This window comes from Mycobacterium sp. UM_CSW (assembly GCF_000455205.1).
GTDB lineage: Bacteria > Actinomycetota > Actinomycetes > Mycobacteriales > Mycobacteriaceae > Mycobacterium.
Genome location: NZ_AUWQ01000098.1, coordinates 1 through 16,209 on the forward strand (window position 1 = coordinate 1; position 16,209 = coordinate 16,209).

Sequence of the window (16,209 nt, forward strand, 5' to 3'; positions counted from 1 at the left end):
CTTCCCCGATCTCGACAATTATGCGGTCTGGTTCAGCTTCTTCCGTCTTTGGAATGTCTTCTGGGCCATCAGGCACTTTGGCCTCCGTTTACCGTTTGAGTTGTGTCTTGGCGAGCCGTGAACTAGTCGAGGTAGTCGCGCAGTAGCGGTGTGCTACCTAAGTGCGCTACCTGCATAAACGCTGCTGGTAGCGGGGAGCTGTGCGGCAATTACCTGAGATGAGATGTGAGTGGCTGTTTGCTGTCTGCGAAACCCTGGCGTGCATCGTAATTCGTTGTGCAGCTTGGCATTTGACGCTCTGAGCTTCTTGAGTGCCTGGGCTGAGGACATTACCTTGCGCGGTGTACGGCAGCGCACCGGGCGCAGCCAGCAACTGGAAGGAAGCACGATGACACAGCCACAGCCGAACCTGCGGGAGAGCAAGCGCCAGCAGGCCGCGGTGCAGAAGAAGCCGGCCACGGTAACTGCGATCGTGGAGAAGCAGGAGGCCAAGCAAGCCGCGAGGGCCGCGCACCCGGCGACGGCCAGCAAGAAGCAACCCGCCAAGACGGCTCCGGTCAAGACGGCAGCCGAGAAGCCCGCCCGCGAGCTGTCCAAGGTGGGTCCGCTACCCAAGCCGAACAACCTCGACTGGACCGAAAAGGACGGCACCTGGTCGGCGGTGTCGGGCCGCTGGCGCTACCGGGTCACCGAAGGCTCGGGTGGTTGGTTCGCCGAGCAGGCCACCGGCAGCTGGACGCCGCTGCACGGCGACCCGCAGACGGTCGAGCAGGCCAAGCGCATCGCGGAGATCGTCGACGCCGGAGCCCACTGGGTCGGATGGGCCAAGTACCGCGCCCTGTCTTGGGCGGAGATCGAGAAGGCGGCGACGGAGGCGGGCGAGTAGCCGCACTGACCCGAACCGCCCGTGCTCCGTGGGGGTGAGCACGGGCGGTTCCTTCTTTCGTCCAGCGTCACCGCAGGCGGGTTTGTTGGGGTGCACGGGTACAACCACCCTCAGGACGGACGGCCGGCGCGCTGGGCGAGACGCTGGAAGCCGTGACGACACCAACACCGGGGCCGTAACCTCAGCGAGGTGCAAGGTTGGGACGTGGTGGTGCCGGTCGCGTCGGTCGTGGTGACCGGTGGAGTGGCGCTCTGGTCGAAGATCATCGACGCCCGGTCGAAGCGGGAGGACCGGCAGCATGCGCGCTCCCTCGACTACGAAGGCCGGGTGTGGCAGGCCAAGAACGACGTTTTGCGCAGGCTCATCTCAGCGTGCCGGGCCGTCAAACGTCGGGCACTGACTGCACAGCGCCACGCCCAAGTTTCGAAAGAGGACGAAGAATATAGTCGCGCTCGGCTAGCACAGGGTCTAGGCGAATTCCCCCGAGACATCGGCGACGAAGAGGGCATCAGTGAGATCACTGCCTATGCGGCGGAGCCGGTACGTGAAGCCCTCGACGAAATGCTGATGATGATCGAAGAGCGGCTTCGCTCACACCAGGTGTCCCTGTTCATGTTGAGAAACGCTGAGACGCAATTGGAATTGGCGCGGCTGGCTCAACAAGAAGCTCGGCGGTCGGGTGAAGAGCCCGAAGAAGGCATTGAAGGACGACTGAAGCAAAGGCGTGCGAATGCTATGGCGAGGCTTACGGCCGCCGACATAGACGTTGATGCGGTGATCAAGTTGTGCGATCACATCATCGATGTTGCGCGCAAGGACATTCAGGGCCGCTACTAGCGTGGTGCTCCATCTGCTGATCGACACCTCAACGTGCCTGGATCTGGCGAAGCGTCGAGACGGCCAGCGACTCATCCGGCCGCTGCAGAGCCTTATCGAGGACGGCCACGTTGTACTGCTGGTGCCGCAGGTGATCGTGGAAGAGTTCGAGCGCAACCGCGAGGGTGTCGAGAAGACGATGACGTCGAGCCTCACCGAGCGCATCAAGGCGTTCCGGACGGAGCTGACGGCGTACGCCGAGATGGATTACCGCGACGAGGAGCTGAGGCAGTTCGACCGATGGGCGCACCAGGTGTCGCTCAGCGGAGCCCTGACGACGCGGAACTTCAACGACGTTCGGTCGCTGCTGGACACCGGCAAGAGGTTGGAGCCCACGACTGGCGACCAGGAGCGGGTGGTTGCGCGTGCGTTGGCGAAGCGGGCGCCGTGCCACCGGCAGCGCAACAGCGTGGCGGATGCGCTGCTGGTCGAGATGTACACGACGGCTGTGGGCGGGGCCGGGCCGGACGACACCTACGCCTTCGTTACGTCGAATTCGACCGACTTCTCGACGGCCCAGGGCGACCAACGGGAGCCGCACCCGGACATTGCCGAAGCGTTCGCGGCCGAGCACTCGACGTACCGGCTGGGTGTCGACGGGCTCGAGCAATGCCTCCGTGACGAGTTCGGCGATTATCTCGACGAGCTGATAGCCGAGATGTACTTCCCCGAAGACGCCCGTGGGCTCGATGAGATCCTGGCCGCGGAAAAGGAGTTCTTCGACCGGATTTGGTACGACCGCTCAATGCGTCACGAGCAGGAGCTGCTCGACGCGGGCGACGACGCCGAGGTTGAGCGCCTGCGCAAGATCGCCGGACCGGGACGTGCCCGCGTCGAGGCGACCTACGGTGCCGATAACCTCGGCCCGTACGACAAGTTCGAGTGGGGAATGCTCAACGGGAAGCTGTCTGCTCTGCGGTGGGTGCTGGGTGACGACTGGGACTTCCTCGACACCTGAGTTAGCTGGTGTCCGCTGCGCCCGAGGACGATTCAAGTTGCTGAACGCCTCGAAACGACCGCGCCCAGAGGCCCACCAGGGGCTGACCCGCTTGTTAACTTTCACGGTTAACAGGATCCCGCCGAAAACCGACTTCCACCAGGAATTTCCAGGCCTATCCGGCCCTTTTTGGCGTTAACTTTCTCGGGGGTAGAAGTTGGGAGCCGGGCGTCTCGTACGCCTCGGCCGCGCCGGAACTTTTGACCCCCCTACCCCCCTCTGCTGGGAGGGGGCGTGCCGGGGCTGTGGCGCTCTGTGGCGGTCTTGGGCAGTTTGCTTGGGGTGGTGGGAGGTTGGCGTGCAGCGGGTGGGCTCGACTAGTCGGGCCGTGGCGCGTGGGGTGGTGACCTGTGGCGGGAGTGGGTACTCAGGTGTTCATGTGGGCGATACGGGGACATGACTAATGGCTGTCCAATACCAACTGCTGAGCGAGTGGGACATCATGGAAGCCCTCCGACGTGCCGAGCTGGTTGTTGCTTGCACCGATGACATACGTCGTGTGTCTACCGAGTGCCGCCAGCGTGCCGCCGCGCTGAGAGAGGAAGCGCGCCGCTTACGCACCCAAGCGTGTGGAGGTGCCGTGCCGCGCGGTCTCTGATGCCGCCACCAGCTGGAGGGACGGTGGAGTTCAGCGGTAGTGACCGCGCGGCACGGCTATCTGTGGGAAAGGCGCCGGTGCGCCGCCAGGACCAGGCCCCTCTCCTTGACCTGGTCCCCGATCGGCGGCAGCTTGCACCCGCGCCCATCTCTCGCCGCGACCGCAGCAGCAGGGTCACGGCGAGGAGTCCCCGTCGTCGACGGCACCGGAGAGGATGGCCGGCTGGACGTAGCCGTCGCGGTCGGCGCGGAGGGTGCCGCGTCGCACGTACTCCTGCACCCGCTCGACGGTGACGCCCATGCGGGCCGCGCACTCGTCGAGCGGGAGGAACCCGTCGTCCCACACCTCAGCGGACCTGCTTCTTGAGCCAGCGGACACCCTCAGCCACCGCCGCCTTCTTGGTGCGGTGGAAGGTGGGGCCGTAGTGGACAACGGCCCAGGGCGACTGCCAACGCCACCGCCACCCGGCCGGGGTCTTCTCGGCGTCCACGCCGTCCACCCAGACCATCTCGCTACGCCAGCGCGACCAGGGCGAACGACTGCGGCCGCAGGATGCCGATGCCGACCAGCATCTCCGCGCGGAGCTGCACCGCGTTGGCCTGGAAGAGACTGTCGCTGAAGGCGTTCACCATGATCGTCATTCCCCAGTGCACAAAGAGCTTGAGCTTGGTCCAGTCGGCCAGGATCGCGGTGCCCTGCGGGACGCTCGGGCTGACGACCCGCGGCCGGGTGGGCCCGAAAATGTTGTCGGCCAGGTTCGCCTGCTCTGCCTGGCCCGTACCTTCGTAGCCGCCCGTCAGGAACCCACCGCTGGCACCCCACCGCAGCAAGTCGATGGCTTCGGCGTCGGCTGGGTTCAGCGCCCACCCTGTCGGCTGCTCGCCGAGGTTCTGCATCACCGTGACGGCGTGGCGCAGGGTAGTTGGCACGTCGGTGTTGAACGCGACAGCCGTAGTGCCGGCCACCTTCCTGACCCCGACCATATGCTCACCGGATCCTGTGCCGGGGCCGGTGCCGGTCGGTGCGCCGATGGCTTCGGCTTCGATGGCATCCAGCACGCCCTGGGCCATCTCGTCGGCCAACCACGAGGAGATCTCGTTCTGGTCGACGAAGATGCGGTACGGAACCGGCTCACTCAAGTGCGCGATGACGCGGCAGCGGTCCTGGATAGCCTGCACCGTGAGCACCGACGTGGGCTTGGTTGCCAGGTCGGGAACCGCCGTGGCGTTGTTCACCCGGGCGGTCTGCCGAAAGTACTCGAACGCCATCGACTCCGAGACCTGCCGGTTCGTGAAGAGATCGATCAGGCGGGCTGGGTGGGGGATGTCAACCACGCTGGGCAGCACGAGGGTCGGCACATCCACGGAGCCGGAGATGACGGCCCGCTGCTCACCGCCGCCCAGGTCGCGGCGCAGTGCGGCGGCGGTGTTGCGGCCCCACGCTTCGGAGGCGCTGCGGGCGTCGGGACCACCTGGGCCGCCCGCGCCGGGTGCGGCTGCGGTACCGCCACGGACGGCGTCCACCGTAGGGTCACCGTAGCCGGAGCGCCGCAACTCGGCGGCAGCTTCACCGACCCGCTCATCGAGCACCGAAATGTCCTCGGTCAGCGTGTTGAAGGCACGGGTCTCGGCCTCGGTGAGGTCCTTGCGGTCCTCCCGCTCGGCGCGGTCAACGATCGCCTGACGACGCGCGCGGGCCTCATTACGGGCCTGCGTCAGCCGGTCGAGCTCAAGCTTCAGCTTGCTAGGCATGAAAGGTCTACTCCTTGAATGGATGCGCGCAAAGCCATTGCTGCGCAACGAAATCGGCATGATAATTGAGAAGGCCCGTGGAGGCGCTGGCCGCGTCCGTCCTGACCTGCGAAGGGCGCTCGCGCCTGGCCTGGCCGGTCCTGGCAGCGATGGTGCGCCTTGCCGATGGACGATACGCTCACCCGCCGACATGCGTCCAGCACCCGAATTATCGTGTCGCGCAGAGCAGTCCAGCACACTGCACTACACCCACGGATTCGCGTCGGGTGGGTCGCCGGGTTCGGTGATGTCAGACCACTCCGGTAGCTGCGACGTGTCGCCAGGCGTCCCATGCGGGCGCTCCCTCCGCCGCTCCGCGATCCACGCTTCCAGGTCGGCGGTTCTGGCGTGATCGTCGGCTTGGACGTCGAGGCCGACCGCGAGCAGCTGCACGGCGACCGCGTTGGCGAATGCCCGTAAGCCAGGACCGACGTGGGTGCCGTCCGCGATCCGCTCGAAGCAGACGACGAGCAGCTGCCGGTCTTGCGGCGACAGGTCTCGGCTGACGAAGGCCTCTTGGGGATGCGCCGGTGCATCGCCCAGGCGGGTGTGCAGGCGGTAGGACCACCACCGTGCCCAGGCCTGCACGTCGGGCGGCACCAGGGGCCCGCGGCGGAGGTCGTCGAACGCTTGCGCAGCCAGGATGGTTTCGGCGAGGTCGAGCTGGTCCACGAGTTGAAGCAGCTCGCCGTCGTGCATGATGAAAGCTGGCATGTCGTTACTCAATGCCTTTGTTCTCCAATGTGATTCGGTAGAAACCCTTCAGGCAGCCCGCCGCACGGACTGAGCCGACGTGGCGGTACGGGTGGGGGTGCTTGTCGCCGCAGTATGGGCAGACGACAAGGCGCTGATGCGAGTTCAGGATGCGAGAACTTCCGGGCACAACGACCGCGATCAAGACCGTGGGTGGCGGGCCGGGTGTGGTGCGGATGCGACCAGCCACCTCGGCTACGGCGGCGTGCGCCCCGACGCAGCCCCGGTCGCACGGGCCAAGCACCCGCATCGCTTCCACGACGTCTGCCAGGGAATCCCAGCCGCCGATGAATTGAGCGTGTTCATCGCGGTAGCACACGAGCGTGACCGGGCCAGCGTCGTTTCTGCCGCGCCGGCCAGCGGGCCGGGGGTAACCACCCTCCACCACGGCTGCTGTCACGGCATCCGCGACGCTGGGCCGGTCGGTGCTGTCTCCCCGGCGGCTTCGAGGAGCTGAGTTGCGAGCAGGACGGCGCTCGCGCGGCTGATGGTGGCGTTGGTGCTCGGCAGGTCGCGGTCGTCGCAGTGACCGATGCCGACATTGACTTCGCCGTCGCCGGAATCACAGCACCACACCTCCCTGCCGTCGTCGGCGTAGATGGTCACCGTCGTCTCGGTTACGGGGTCTGGGGCGCTCATGGGTTTGTTCCTCCCTGTGCCGGTTGGGTTTTCTGGACGCTCTGCGCGTCAAGGTCTTGGATGCGCGCGGCCACTACGGTGGCGCGTTGTCGCCGAAGCTCGGCGTCCTCGATGGCGCGCAGCTTTCGATCCAGCTCGTACCAGCGGCACTCTTTGCAGCGACCCACCCGGGTCGTAGGCAGCAGCGGAGCGCCGCAGGTCGCACAGCGCGCCGTCATGGGATCACCTCGCCGTCGATGTAGTCGGGCGTGTGGTCGCAGCGGGCAAGGGCAGAGCCGCGTTCCCGCATACCGTTTTCGTCGCAGAGCTGGCACGCTGCTATCCGCGCCTTGTGTTCTCGTCGTTCCTTCATGGCCTGCCACTCACCGGCTTTGGCGTCGGCTCCGACCAGTGCTGGGTGCTCGCGTTCCCAGGCCTCGAAGGCGAGTCGGGAGTCCTTGCATGCGCCGCATTTCGGCGATGTCGGGTCGTCGATGTGTTTTGGGCACTTGCGGGGCGGGGGGGCGTGGGGGTCTCGCGAGTGGTTCGCGGATGGCTCGCGAGCGGCTCGCCCCACCCCCCTCCTAACTCCTAACTCCAAACTCCTATCTCCCCCCTCCTGCCGGGAATTTGTAGCGAATGGCTCGCGAGCGGCTCGCGAATCACTCTCGACAGCGTTTGCACTGGTAGAAGGCGGATATGGGCTTGGTGTCGGTTTGTCGGGCTTCTGCCAGGAACTCCAATCGGCAACCTCGATCAGCTTCAGCCGCACACCCTCCACGTCGGCCTCGTAGCGACGCACATGTCCCTTGGCGTGCAACCGGTCGACCGCTTTCGCTACCCGTGGCACGACGGTGGCGGGGTCGTCGAAGGCGAAAAGTTGAGCGGCTATGAGCCCCGCGTTGTCGAGGCCGACACCGTTGTCCTCGACGTAGGACCACAGGCCCGCCAGCACAAGTCGGGCATCCCAATCGTCGGCGAGGTTGGCCAGCTTGGGCGACTTCCAAAAGGCGGGGTAGGTGACGCGCATTCTCATCGGCGCACCACCCTCACCGGCCGCGCGTCGGCTGCGCGGTCGCGTCGCACTCCTCGGCTATCGTGTGGCGCAGGACTGCAACTCACGAGGAGGTCTACGACTTTCGCGTGGCCCGTGCCGGGCGTCCTAGAAAGCCGCTTCGGGGTGCGCACCCTGGGCGGCTTTCGCCTTTCCGGGGGGCTCACGCGGCGCCGCCTTGGTTGGAATCCCCGCCAGCGGCAGAACCTGGGGTATCGCATGACGGTTGGCTGGCGGGGACGTCTTTGGTGTTGCGTCGCTTCACTTCTCGCCGCTTGGCTGCCGCCTTCACGGACGCCCTGGTGCCTTTTAGCGCGACCCGCTGCATCTGGGCCTTGCGCAGGCATTCGACGCGCTTGGCGCGCTCCTTCGGCGTCAAGACCCGGCCGGGGTCGACCTCGTCTTCCAGCTTGCGGTACTGCGCGTCGCGCGCCGCCTGGGTGGCGGCGGTGCGGTCGATCACCTTCGCCCATCGGGCGTTAGCGGCTATCTGCGCTCGGCGTCTGCGTTCTACGGGGTCTGCGGCGGGCATTGGGGGCGAATTTCCTTCCGGGACAAGGACATACGAAAAAACCGTTGTGTTCCTTGCCCTGGCGATGCGCCTGAGCTACCGCAGCTGAAAGACTTGCCGCCTACCCCGGAAGCCGCCGCTATTGCGGGTGTTGGCACCGGGGGGAGTGGTGCTGGGGTGCAGCGTACACAGCACACATGCAAGCACGGGGTGGAAACCTACTGCGCCACAAGCCACACAGCCGCGGTGTACTGGGTGCTACCAGCGGTGACGTCGGAGCGGGGGAAGCTCACAAGTGGCGCACAACTTGCGCGTGTTGCCCCCTAAAGGTCGCCCAGATTCAGGTTGCGGGCTTCCGCCGCGGCGCGGTCGGCGGCGGTGCTGCGGGTGTACCTGTCGATCATGTCGCGGGTGCTCCATCCGGCCACAGCCATGAGCCCTCCTTCGCTACCGCCTGCGGCCAGCCAGCGGGACGCGGCGGTGTGACGCATCAAATGGGGGTGGAATCCGTCGATGCCGGCCAGCTCGGCGCGGCGTTGCAAGGCGTTGCGCAGCCCGAAGTAGGCGAGGTTCTTTCCACGATCGCCGAGCCAGAGCGCGGGGGTGTCGGCCAGCCGGTGGGCGCGGCGAACGCGGAGGTAGCGGTCGATCGCCCGTGCGGCATTCGGACTAATCGGAGCCACCCTGCCTTTGCCACCTTTGCCGCGCCGCACCACGACGACGCCGCGCACCAGGTCCACGTCGTTGACGGTGAGGTCGCAAAGCTCCCCGGCACGAATCCCTGTCTCCGCCATCATCCGAATCATCGCTTCGTCGCGGCGGTCCAGAAAGTCGCGCCCGGCGCACGCCTTGATGAGGGCCCGCAGTTGGTCGTCTGTGAGGGACTGGGTGATCTTGCGGTCCAGCGCGGGTGCCCGCAGCTTGACCAGCGGGTCGGAGTCGATTTCGCCTTCCTCCTCGCACCACGCCGAGAACCGTTGGACTGCCAGCTGACGGGAGCGCGCGGTGGACGGTGCGACGCCCTTGGCCAGCAGGTGCCCAACGAAGGAGCGCACCAGGTCGCGTTCGAGGGCGGGGGTGTGGCCGTTGACTTCGCACCAGTCGAGGAACTGGTACATGCCGGTGGTGTAGCTCTTGCGGGTCTCGCGGCTCTTGTGCTCCTGGACCAGAGCCAACTCCCAGCTTGGGAGCAAAGAGGCCAGGTCAGGGGGTTTGCGGGTGCGTTTGCGGGGTGCGCGGGTGCTCATGCGCAATACCTTAACTAACGCAGGTGTGCGCAGTGGGTATTGCCATATTGTCGCAGGTAAGAGCGTGTTTTGCCGCTAAATCTCAGTCAAGGTAGTCGCGCAGAACCTGAGAACGGCTGGGGTGGCGCAACTTTGACATGGTCTTGGACTCGATCTGGCGGATGCGCTCGCGGGTCACGCCGTAAACCTGCCCGATCTCGTCCAGGGTGCGCGGCTGGCCGTCGGTGAGCCCGAAGCGCAGCCGTACTACGCCGGCTTCGCGCTCAGACAGCGTCTCCAGCACCGACTGCAACTGGTCCTGCAGCAGCGTGAACGACACGGCGTCGACGGCCACCACGGCCTCGCTGTCCTCGATGAAGTCGCCGAGCTGGCTGTCGCCCTCGTCGCCGATGGTCTGGTCCAGCGAGATCGGCTCGCGCGCGTATTGCTGGATCTCGAGCACCTTTTCGGGCGTGATGTCCATCTCCTTGGCCAGCTCTTCGGGCGTGGGCTCGCGGCCCAGGTCCTGAAGCAGCTCGCGCTGGATGCGGCCCAGCTTGTTGATCACCTCGACCATGTGGACCGGGATGCGGATGGTGCGCGCCTGGTCGGCCATCGCCCGGGTGATGGCCTGGCGGATCCACCACGTGGCGTAGGTGGAGAACTTGTATCCCTTTGTGTAGTCGAACTTTTCGACCGCGCGGATGAGGCCCAGGTTGCCTTCCTGGATGAGGTCGAGGAACGCCATCCCGCGGCCGGTGTAGCGCTTGGCCAGCGACACCACGAGGCGCAGGTTCGCTTCCAGCAGATGGTTTTTCGCGCGGTCGCCGTCGCGGCAGATCCACATCATGTCGCGGCGCTGGGCGGCGGGCAGCTTGTCGCCGCGCTCGGCGTGCTCGGCCATCAGCTGCGTGGCGTACAGGCCGGCCTCGATGCGCTTCGCGAGCTCGACCTCTTCCTCCGCGTTGAGCAGCGCCACCTTGCCGATCTGCTTGAGGTAGGCGCGAACGGAGTCCGCGGACGCGGTGAGTTCGGCGTCCTTGCGAGCCTGGCGCAGCGCCTCGGATTCGTCTTCGTCCCAGACGAAATCGCCGGAAGCCTTGTCCTTTTCGGAGGGCTCCGCGATTTCCTCTTCCTCGGCGGCGGCCGTCTTGGTCTTCGCGGCGGGCGCGGCCGCGGCCTCCTCCTCGCCGTCCTCGGCGTCGTCCGCCTCGAGGTCGGCCTCTTCGCCGTCGGCGGCCACGTCGACTTCGAGGTCGTCGAGGCTGAGGTCCTCGGCGTCGATGTCCAGGTCCTCGACGGGCTCGACCTCGAGGTCCGGCTCGGCGTCGAGATCCTCGACCTCGACCTGGGCGTCGGCGTCGAGCTCGAGGTCGGCGTCGCCGTCCTTCGCGCCTTTGGCCGTAGCCTTCGTGCCGCGGCCGGACGGCGCCTTGGCGCCCTTGGCCGCGGAGCGGGCTTTCTTCGGGGCCTCGTCGGGCGCTGCGGCCTCGGGTCCTCGGTCGGACTTGGCGGCCCGCGGCGCGGCCTTGGCGGCCCGTTTCGCCGGGGCGGCGGCGCCGTTGGCGGCCCTCGCCGGCGAGCGCTTGGCGGGGGACGATGGAGACTTCGTGGCGGTGCGTTTCACCGGCTCATCGGTCGCCGGGCTTGCCTTGGTCGCTGCCACTTACACCCCTTCGGTCGGACGCACTTTCGGTGGGTTTGGGCATGGTTAACCGAAAGTGTCTGCTATGTCGAATGTCGGCGTTGGAGATCAGCGTGAGTGCTCGCACGCTTTCAGTCGGGCGGTCGCCGAGGACCATTGTAACGACAGCGCGCGCTCCCACCGGCCTACCGGGCAAAATTCAGTGCGTCACGTCCGAGGTGGCGGCCATCGCCGCGCCGACGATGCCGGCGGTGTTTTGCAGGGCGGCGGCCACCACCGGGGTGCGGTTTTCCAGCAGCGGCAGCCATTTGTCGGCCTTGCGGCTGATGCCGCCGCCGGCGATGAACAAATCCGGCCAGATCGCGTTTTCGATGGCCACCAGCACCCGTGTGACCTGCTGGGTCCACTTTTCGTAGCTCCAGCCGTTGCGTTCTTTGACCGACGACGCCGCGCGCTGCTCGGCCTCCTTGCCGCCGACCTCGAGGTGGCCGAATTCGGTGTTGGGAATCAGGGTCCCGTTGTGGATGACCGCGGACCCGATCCCGGTGCCGAACGTGAGCAGCACGACCAGGCCCGATTGTTCGCGGCCCGCGCCGTAGCGCTCCTCGGCGAGCCCGGCCGCGTCGGCGTCGTTGAGGATCGTGACATCCTGGCCGTTGAGTTCGGCGCTGATCACGTCCCGCGCGTTGGTCCCGATCCAGGCCTTGTCGACGTTGGCCGCCGTCTGCACGACGCCGTGGGTGACGACGCCGGGATAGGTCACCCCGAGGGGCCCGGTCCACCCGAACCCGTTGACGACCTCGGCGATGGCCTTGGCGACCGCTTGCGGCGTCGCCGGTTGCGGGGTCAGCACCTTGATGCGTTCGCCGATCAGCAGCCCGGTTTCCATGTCGACGATGCCGCCCTTGATGCCGCTGCCGCCGACGTCGACGCCGAACCCGCGGCGCTGCGGCTTGCCGGTGGCCGCGTCGGGTGGCGCGCCCGTGATCGAGTCGGTGCTGGTCATCGAAACTCCTCGGCGAGACTTGGCCTGTCCGATCACCTTAGCTCCACCGGTACCCCGGCTGGGGGTCTGCGCGGCCATGGCGTCTGTGATGCGATGGACCGGTGACGCGACCTGACAACGAGCCCGCGCAACTGCGTTCGGTGGCCGAAAAGTTGGCCGCCGAGGCCGCCGAGTTCGTGCTTCGCCGGCGCGCCGAGGTGTTCGGCCCGACGGCGTCGGTCGCGGCCGACGGCGCGGTGCGATCGAAGACCACCCCGACCGACCCGGTGACCGTCGTCGACACCGAGACCGAACGGCTGTTGCGGGACCGGTTGGCCCAACTGCGGCCCGGCGACCCGATTCTTGGGGAGGAGGGCGGCGGCCCCGCCGACGCGCAGTCCGGCGCGGTCACCTGGGTGCTCGATCCCATCGACGGCACAGTGAATTTCGTCTACGGCATCCCCGCCTACGCGGTGTCGGTGGGCGCGCAGATCGACGGCGTGTCGGTGGCGGGGGCGGTCGCCGACGTCGTCGCCGGGCGCGTCTACTCGGCGGCCACCGGCCTCGGCGCGCACGTCACCGACGATCGCGGGACGCGGCCGCTGCGCTGCGCCGCCGTCGACGATTTGTCGATGGCGTTGCTGGGCACCGGGTTTGGTTATTCACGGCGGCGCCGGGCGAGCCAGGCGGCGTTGTTGGCGCACATCCTGCCGGCGGTGCGCGACGTGCGGCGCATCGGTTCGGCGGCGCTGGACCTGTGCATGGTCGCGGCGGGCCGGTTGGACGCCTTCTACGAGCACGGGCTGCAGGTGTGGGACCGGGCGGCCGGCGCGCTGATCGCGGCCGAGGCGGGCGCCCGCGTGCTGGTGCCCGAGCCGAACGGCCCGGTGGGCAGCGAAGGGTTGGTGGTGGCCGCCGCCCCCGGAATCGCCGACGAGCTGCTGGCCGCCCTGCAGCGTTTCGACGGCCTGGGGCCGCTGCCGGAATGAGGGGTCAGCAGCTGCTGGCGTGAATCTTTTGCAGCAGTGCGGGATCCGACGGCTCGGTGGCGCCCGGGCGAAGGCCGGCCAGCACCGCGTCGATGTTGTCGTTGTGGGCCAAGGAGCCGAACTCCGTGCCGAGGGACAGGTCGACGGAGTCGTCGGCGCGGTTGTCGTTGTACAGCTCCGCGCATGGCGCCACGAGCCACACCGACGCCGCGGTCGCCTGCCCGGCCGTGCCGAAGCGGATCTGGCCCACGCAGTTCAGCCTGGTGCCGGCGTAGAGGGGGTCGTTGGCGGCGGTCGGCTGGGCGAAGCCCAGGTCCTTCATCGCGCCGGCGACGTCGCCGGCCTGTCCGCCGCGGCCGCTGGCGTTGAGGACGCGGACCTTGGTGTCGGCGAGTTTGGCCGGGTTGACGTCGGCCATGGCGCTGCGGGACACCTGCTCACCGAGTTGCGGCGCCGCCGAGCCGGGCGGCTGCGGCGGTGGGTTGCACACCACGGCCTCGTGCACCTTCGCCGGACGCGTCAGCGCCACCGTCCACACCACGGCGGTCGCCACCACCAGCAGCGCCACGACGACGATGGCGGGCCGGGGGTTGCGGCGCCTAAAGGGGCGTCCATGCTTGTCAAAAGCGGTACCCTCGGTGATTTGTGCGACCACAGGGGAACTCTAACTGCACCGTTTGAGACTCAAGACAAGGGTCAATTCGGGGATGTGACGTAAATCACACCTTAATGGTGGGGGATACGGGCACGAATCATTTGGTGGATGCGTTCGACGCTGGTACAAAGCGTTGCTTGAGGTTAACGAGGCCTGTTGAGGGGATAGGGCGGGATTGATATGCCTACCGACTATGACGCTCCGAGGCGCACCGAGACGGACGACGTCTCGGAAGACTCGCTGGAGGAGCTCAAAGCACGGCGGAACGAGGCGGCCTCGGCCGTGGTCGACGTGGACGAATCTGAAACCGCCGAGAATTTCGAACTGCCTGGCGCCGACCTGTCCGGCGAGGAGCTGTCCGTTCGCGTCATCCCGAAGCAGGCTGACGAGTTCACCTGCTCGAGCTGCTTTCTGGTTCAACACCGCAGCCGTCTCGCCAGCGAGAAGAACGGCGTGATGATCTGTACCGACTGCGCAGCCTGAACGGTCAGCTGCGTAATGCCGACAGCACCCGCTCCGGGTGGCGGCAGCTCACCAGCCAGTACGGCGTGGGGTCGTCTGGGTCATCGAGGACCACCAGAACCATTGGGCCGACCCACGCGCGGTGCAGGACGTAGGCCGCCGGATCGAGCTGCCGGCCGAGTGCTGCCGACTTCGCGGTGGGGGCTATCTCGGCGGAACGGGCGATGACAGTGACCGGCAGGTGTGCCTCGCCGGCCCACAGTTCGACTCCGCCCGGGGCGGCCGGGTCCGCGGTGACGCGGATCTCGACGCGGCCCAGCCACAGCAGCGTCCCGGCGGCCACCACGAACAGCGTTGCGTACGGCAGCCAGTCGGGCAGGGACCGAACACCGAGGTTGACTTCGAAAGCGATCAGTGCCGCCAGCCCGAAAGCCAATGGCCACCACCACCATGGCACCCAAAGGCGTTCGCGATATCGCACGTTGTGCGGCGCGACGCGGGTAGCAGACACGCGGTCAAGGGTAGTCTGTGGCCCCGTGTCGACCAGTCTGGCTTTGAAATGAAAGTTGTGCGCCTCGACCCCGAGCTTCCGCTGCCCAGTCGCGCCCACCACGGCGACGCCGGGGTCGACCTGTACAGCGCGGAAGACGTCAAGCTGGATCCGGGGCAGCGGGCTCTGGTGCGAACGGGCGTCGCGGTCGCCATTCCGTTCGGGATGGTGGGGTTGGTGCATCCCCGCTCGGGATTGGCTGCGCGGGTTGGGCTTTCGATCGTCAACAGCCCGGGCACCATCGACGCCGGCTATCGCGGCGAGATCAAGGTCTCGCTGATCAACCTCGACCCGGCGGAGCCGATCGTGGTGCACCGCGGTGACCGGATCGCCCAATTGCTGGTGCAGCGGGTCGAATTGGTCGAGCTGGTCGAGGTGTCGTCGTTCGACGAGGCCGGGCTGGCCGAAACATCCCGTGGCGATGGTGGTCACGGTTCCTCCGGCGGACATGCGAGTTTGTGATGGCACTTGGTAGATCAGGCAAAGACGACAGCGACGACGGCCTCGAGACGGAAGCCCCCGCGGATCCGGTCGACGAAGAGTTCGACGACGAGCTCGAGGGCCCGTTCGACATCGACGACTTCGATGACCCGGCGGTCGCCGAACTGGCCCGCCTCGACCTGGGTTCGGTGCTCATCCCCATGCCGGAGGCCGGCCAGCTGCAGGTCGAGCTGACCGAGACCGGCGTGCCCAGCGCGGTGTGGGTGGTCACGGCCAACGGCCGTTTCACCATCGCCGCCTACGCGGCCCCCAAGACGGGCGGCCTGTGGCGCGAGGTGGCTGGGGAGCTCGCCGAGTCGCTGCGCAAGGACTCGGCGAAGGTCAGCATCAAGGACGGCCCGTGGGGCCGGGAGGTGGTCGGCACCGCCCAGGGCGTGGTGCGCTTCATCGGGGTCGACGGCTACCGCTGGATGATCCGCTGCGTCGTCAACGGGTCGCACGAGACCATGGAGGCGTTGGAGCGCGAGGCGCGAACGGCATTGGCGGACACCGTGGTTCGCCGCGGCGACACGCCGCTGCCGGTGCGCACGCCGTTGCCCGTGCAGCTGCCCGAGCCGATGGCCGAACAGTTGCGGGCGGCCGCGGCCGCCCAGCAGCAGCAGGCCCAGGAGCAGCCGCCCGACGAGCCTGCGGCCCGCCGCAGCGCCGAGGGATCGGCGATGCAGCAGCTGCGCACGACGACGGGCGGGTAGATCCGACTACGTGGCGATCGCAAGCGCGGCGTAGCCGGGCGAAGCGGGTCGCCACCATCGACTACAGCTCGGCCAGCGCGGCCAGACAGGCGGCGCCGAGCGCGGCGGTGTCGGTGCCCATCTGATCCAGTGTCACGGTCCGCAGCGCCGCCCGCGGCGCGGCGGCGACCCAGTCGACGGCCACCTGCAGCGGGTGGATGGGGTCGTCGACCGCCGCGGCCACCGCCAGCGGCGCGGCCAGCCGGGCCAGGTCGGCGCAACTGGGCGCGACGTAGGCCGCCGCCTCGTCCATCGCGTCGGGCAACAGCGGCCATTGGGCGCGCCAGGACCGGGTCAGCTCGTCGGCCAGCCACGGCGGGCTGGACGCCCGCATCTGCGTCGTCGTGGCCGCCAAACCGTCGGCGCGCAGCTGCGCCGCCGA

The 16,209-nt window shown here is 67.6% G+C and carries 19 protein-coding genes and 1 pseudogene; 7 read left to right on the forward strand and 13 right to left on the reverse strand.

The genetic code is table 11. From position 1 onward, the window contains the following. The first annotated feature begins 388 nt into the window (after nucleotides 1–388). From N415_RS25975 to N415_RS25985, 3 genes are all read left to right on the forward strand, one after another. Complete coding sequence (locus N415_RS25975; protein WP_068187902.1) at nucleotides 389–886, forward strand: hypothetical protein; 498 nt, start codon at nucleotides 389–391, stop codon at nucleotides 884–886. 204 nt (nucleotides 887–1,090) lie between these two features. Next, nucleotides 1,091–1,723 carry a hypothetical protein gene (locus tag N415_RS25980; protein WP_152531579.1) on the forward strand — a complete coding sequence of 211 codons (633 nt, stop codon included), beginning with the start codon at nucleotides 1,091–1,093 and terminating at the stop codon, nucleotides 1,721–1,723. Nucleotide 1,724: 1 nt separating this feature from the next. Further along, nucleotides 1,725–2,720, forward strand: coding sequence for a PIN domain-containing protein (locus N415_RS25985; RefSeq protein WP_204366840.1), 996 nt, complete (start codon nucleotides 1,725–1,727; stop codon nucleotides 2,718–2,720). Nucleotides 2,721–3,531: 811 nt separating this feature from the next. Here N415_RS25985 and N415_RS32040 read toward each other — a convergent pair. The 10 genes from N415_RS32040 to N415_RS26025 form a co-directional block, all read right to left on the reverse strand. Then, a complete protein-coding gene (locus N415_RS32040; protein ID WP_161630354.1) occupies nucleotides 3,532–3,702 on the reverse strand; it encodes a hypothetical protein in 171 nt (56 codons plus the stop codon). A gap of 1 nt (nucleotide 3,703) precedes the next feature. Beyond that, complete coding sequence (locus tag N415_RS32045) at nucleotides 3,704–3,865, reverse strand: hypothetical protein (RefSeq protein WP_161630355.1); 162 nt, start codon at nucleotides 3,863–3,865, stop codon at nucleotides 3,704–3,706. A gap of 4 nt (nucleotides 3,866–3,869) precedes the next feature. Continuing rightward, the gene (locus N415_RS25990) at nucleotides 3,870–5,108 is read right to left on the reverse strand and encodes a phage major capsid protein (protein WP_068187906.1); all 1,239 of its coding nucleotides are present in this window, start codon (nucleotides 5,106–5,108) and stop codon (nucleotides 3,870–3,872) included. 243 nt (nucleotides 5,109–5,351) lie between these two features. Then, a complete protein-coding gene (locus tag N415_RS25995) occupies nucleotides 5,352–5,861 on the reverse strand; it encodes a hypothetical protein (protein ID WP_152531580.1) in 510 nt (169 codons plus the stop codon). Between the two features lie 435 nt (nucleotides 5,862–6,296). Continuing rightward, on the reverse strand, nucleotides 6,297–6,539 hold the full coding sequence (locus N415_RS26005) for a hypothetical protein (protein WP_152531581.1): 243 nt from the start codon (nucleotides 6,537–6,539) through the stop codon (nucleotides 6,297–6,299). Nucleotides 6,540–6,753: 214 nt separating this feature from the next. Then, nucleotides 6,754–7,548 (reverse strand): hypothetical protein, encoded by a 795-nt coding sequence (locus N415_RS31700; protein ID WP_152531582.1) that lies wholly within the window; start codon nucleotides 7,546–7,548, stop codon nucleotides 6,754–6,756. Nucleotides 7,549–7,735: 187 nt separating this feature from the next. Next, nucleotides 7,736–8,035, reverse strand: coding sequence for a hypothetical protein (locus N415_RS26010; protein ID WP_068187923.1), 300 nt, complete (start codon nucleotides 8,033–8,035; stop codon nucleotides 7,736–7,738). Nucleotides 8,036–8,406: 371 nt separating this feature from the next. After that, entirely contained in the window at nucleotides 8,407–9,330 is a 924-nt protein-coding gene (locus tag N415_RS26015) for a tyrosine-type recombinase/integrase (protein ID WP_152531583.1), read from the reverse strand. Nucleotides 9,331–9,412: 82 nt separating this feature from the next. Further along, complete coding sequence (locus N415_RS26020) at nucleotides 9,413–10,975, reverse strand: RNA polymerase sigma factor (RefSeq protein WP_081665526.1); 1,563 nt, start codon at nucleotides 10,973–10,975, stop codon at nucleotides 9,413–9,415. Between the two features lie 178 nt (nucleotides 10,976–11,153). Further along, nucleotides 11,154–11,960: an ROK family protein gene (locus N415_RS26025; RefSeq protein WP_068187925.1), complete on the reverse strand. Its 807-nt coding sequence runs from the start codon at nucleotides 11,958–11,960 to the stop codon at nucleotides 11,154–11,156. Between the two features lie 101 nt (nucleotides 11,961–12,061). Here N415_RS26025 and N415_RS26030 point away from each other — a divergent pair, with 101 nt between their 5' ends. Continuing rightward, complete coding sequence (locus tag N415_RS26030; protein ID WP_068187927.1) at nucleotides 12,062–12,928, forward strand: inositol monophosphatase family protein; 867 nt, start codon at nucleotides 12,062–12,064, stop codon at nucleotides 12,926–12,928. Nucleotides 12,929–12,932: 4 nt separating this feature from the next. Here the strand turns inward: N415_RS26030 and cei are convergent, their stop codons facing one another. Beyond that, nucleotides 12,933–13,583 carry an envelope integrity protein Cei gene (gene cei / locus N415_RS26035; protein WP_068187928.1) on the reverse strand — a complete coding sequence of 217 codons (651 nt, stop codon included), beginning with the start codon at nucleotides 13,581–13,583 and terminating at the stop codon, nucleotides 12,933–12,935. Nucleotides 13,584–13,763: 180 nt separating this feature from the next. Between cei and N415_RS26040 the strand changes: the two genes are divergently transcribed. After that, a complete protein-coding gene (locus N415_RS26040; RefSeq protein WP_007774871.1) occupies nucleotides 13,764–14,066 on the forward strand; it encodes a DUF4193 domain-containing protein in 303 nt (100 codons plus the stop codon). Nucleotides 14,067–14,070: 4 nt separating this feature from the next. On the opposite strand, the gene N415_RS26045 is transcribed toward N415_RS26040, so the two are convergent. Further along, on the reverse strand, nucleotides 14,071–14,556 hold the full coding sequence (locus tag N415_RS26045; RefSeq protein WP_068107288.1) for a DUF3093 domain-containing protein: 486 nt from the start codon (nucleotides 14,554–14,556) through the stop codon (nucleotides 14,071–14,073). 48 nt (nucleotides 14,557–14,604) lie between these two features. On the opposite strand from N415_RS26045, the gene dut reads away from it, so the two are divergent. Beyond that, nucleotides 14,605–15,057, forward strand: a complete 453-nt coding sequence (dut, locus tag N415_RS26050; RefSeq protein WP_068107290.1) for a dUTP diphosphatase — start codon at nucleotides 14,605–14,607, stop codon at nucleotides 15,055–15,057. Then, nucleotides 15,054–15,788, forward strand: a complete 735-nt coding sequence (locus N415_RS26055) for a DUF3710 domain-containing protein (protein ID WP_068187929.1) — start codon at nucleotides 15,054–15,056, stop codon at nucleotides 15,786–15,788. The genes dut and N415_RS26055 overlap by 4 nt, the downstream gene beginning before the upstream one ends. 61 nt (nucleotides 15,789–15,849) lie before the next feature. On the opposite strand, the pseudogene N415_RS26060 reads toward N415_RS26055, so the two are convergent. Further along, nucleotides 15,850–16,209 (reverse strand): annotated as a pseudogene (locus tag N415_RS26060) (alpha/beta hydrolase); the annotation flags it as partial.

What these genes read in the sequence shown, in the direction of transcription:
- N415_RS25975 (WP_068187902.1), top strand. Translation starts at nt 389, where the DNA reads ATGACACAGCCACAGCCGAACCTGCGGGAGAGCAAGCGCCAGCAGGCC.
- N415_RS32045 (WP_161630355.1), bottom strand. Translation starts at nt 3,865, where the DNA reads ATGGTCTGGGTGGACGGCGTGGACGCCGAGAAGACCCCGGCCGGGTGG.
- N415_RS25990 (WP_068187906.1), bottom strand. Translation starts at nt 5,108, where the DNA reads ATGCCTAGCAAGCTGAAGCTTGAGCTCGACCGGCTGACGCAGGCCCGT.
- N415_RS25995 (WP_152531580.1), bottom strand. Translation starts at nt 5,861, where the DNA reads ATGCCAGCTTTCATCATGCACGACGGCGAGCTGCTTCAACTCGTGGAC.
- N415_RS26005 (WP_152531581.1), bottom strand. Translation starts at nt 6,539, where the DNA reads ATGAGCGCCCCAGACCCCGTAACCGAGACGACGGTGACCATCTACGCC.
- N415_RS31700 (WP_152531582.1), bottom strand. Translation starts at nt 7,548, where the DNA reads ATGCGCGTCACCTACCCCGCCTTTTGGAAGTCGCCCAAGCTGGCCAAC.
- N415_RS26015 (WP_152531583.1), bottom strand. Translation starts at nt 9,330, where the DNA reads ATGAGCACCCGCGCACCCCGCAAACGCACCCGCAAACCCCCTGACCTG.
- N415_RS26025 (WP_068187925.1), bottom strand. Translation starts at nt 11,960, where the DNA reads ATGACCAGCACCGACTCGATCACGGGCGCGCCACCCGACGCGGCCACC.
- N415_RS26040 (WP_007774871.1), top strand. Translation starts at nt 13,764, where the DNA reads ATGCCTACCGACTATGACGCTCCGAGGCGCACCGAGACGGACGACGTC.
- dut (WP_068107290.1), top strand. Translation starts at nt 14,605, where the DNA reads ATGAAAGTTGTGCGCCTCGACCCCGAGCTTCCGCTGCCCAGTCGCGCC.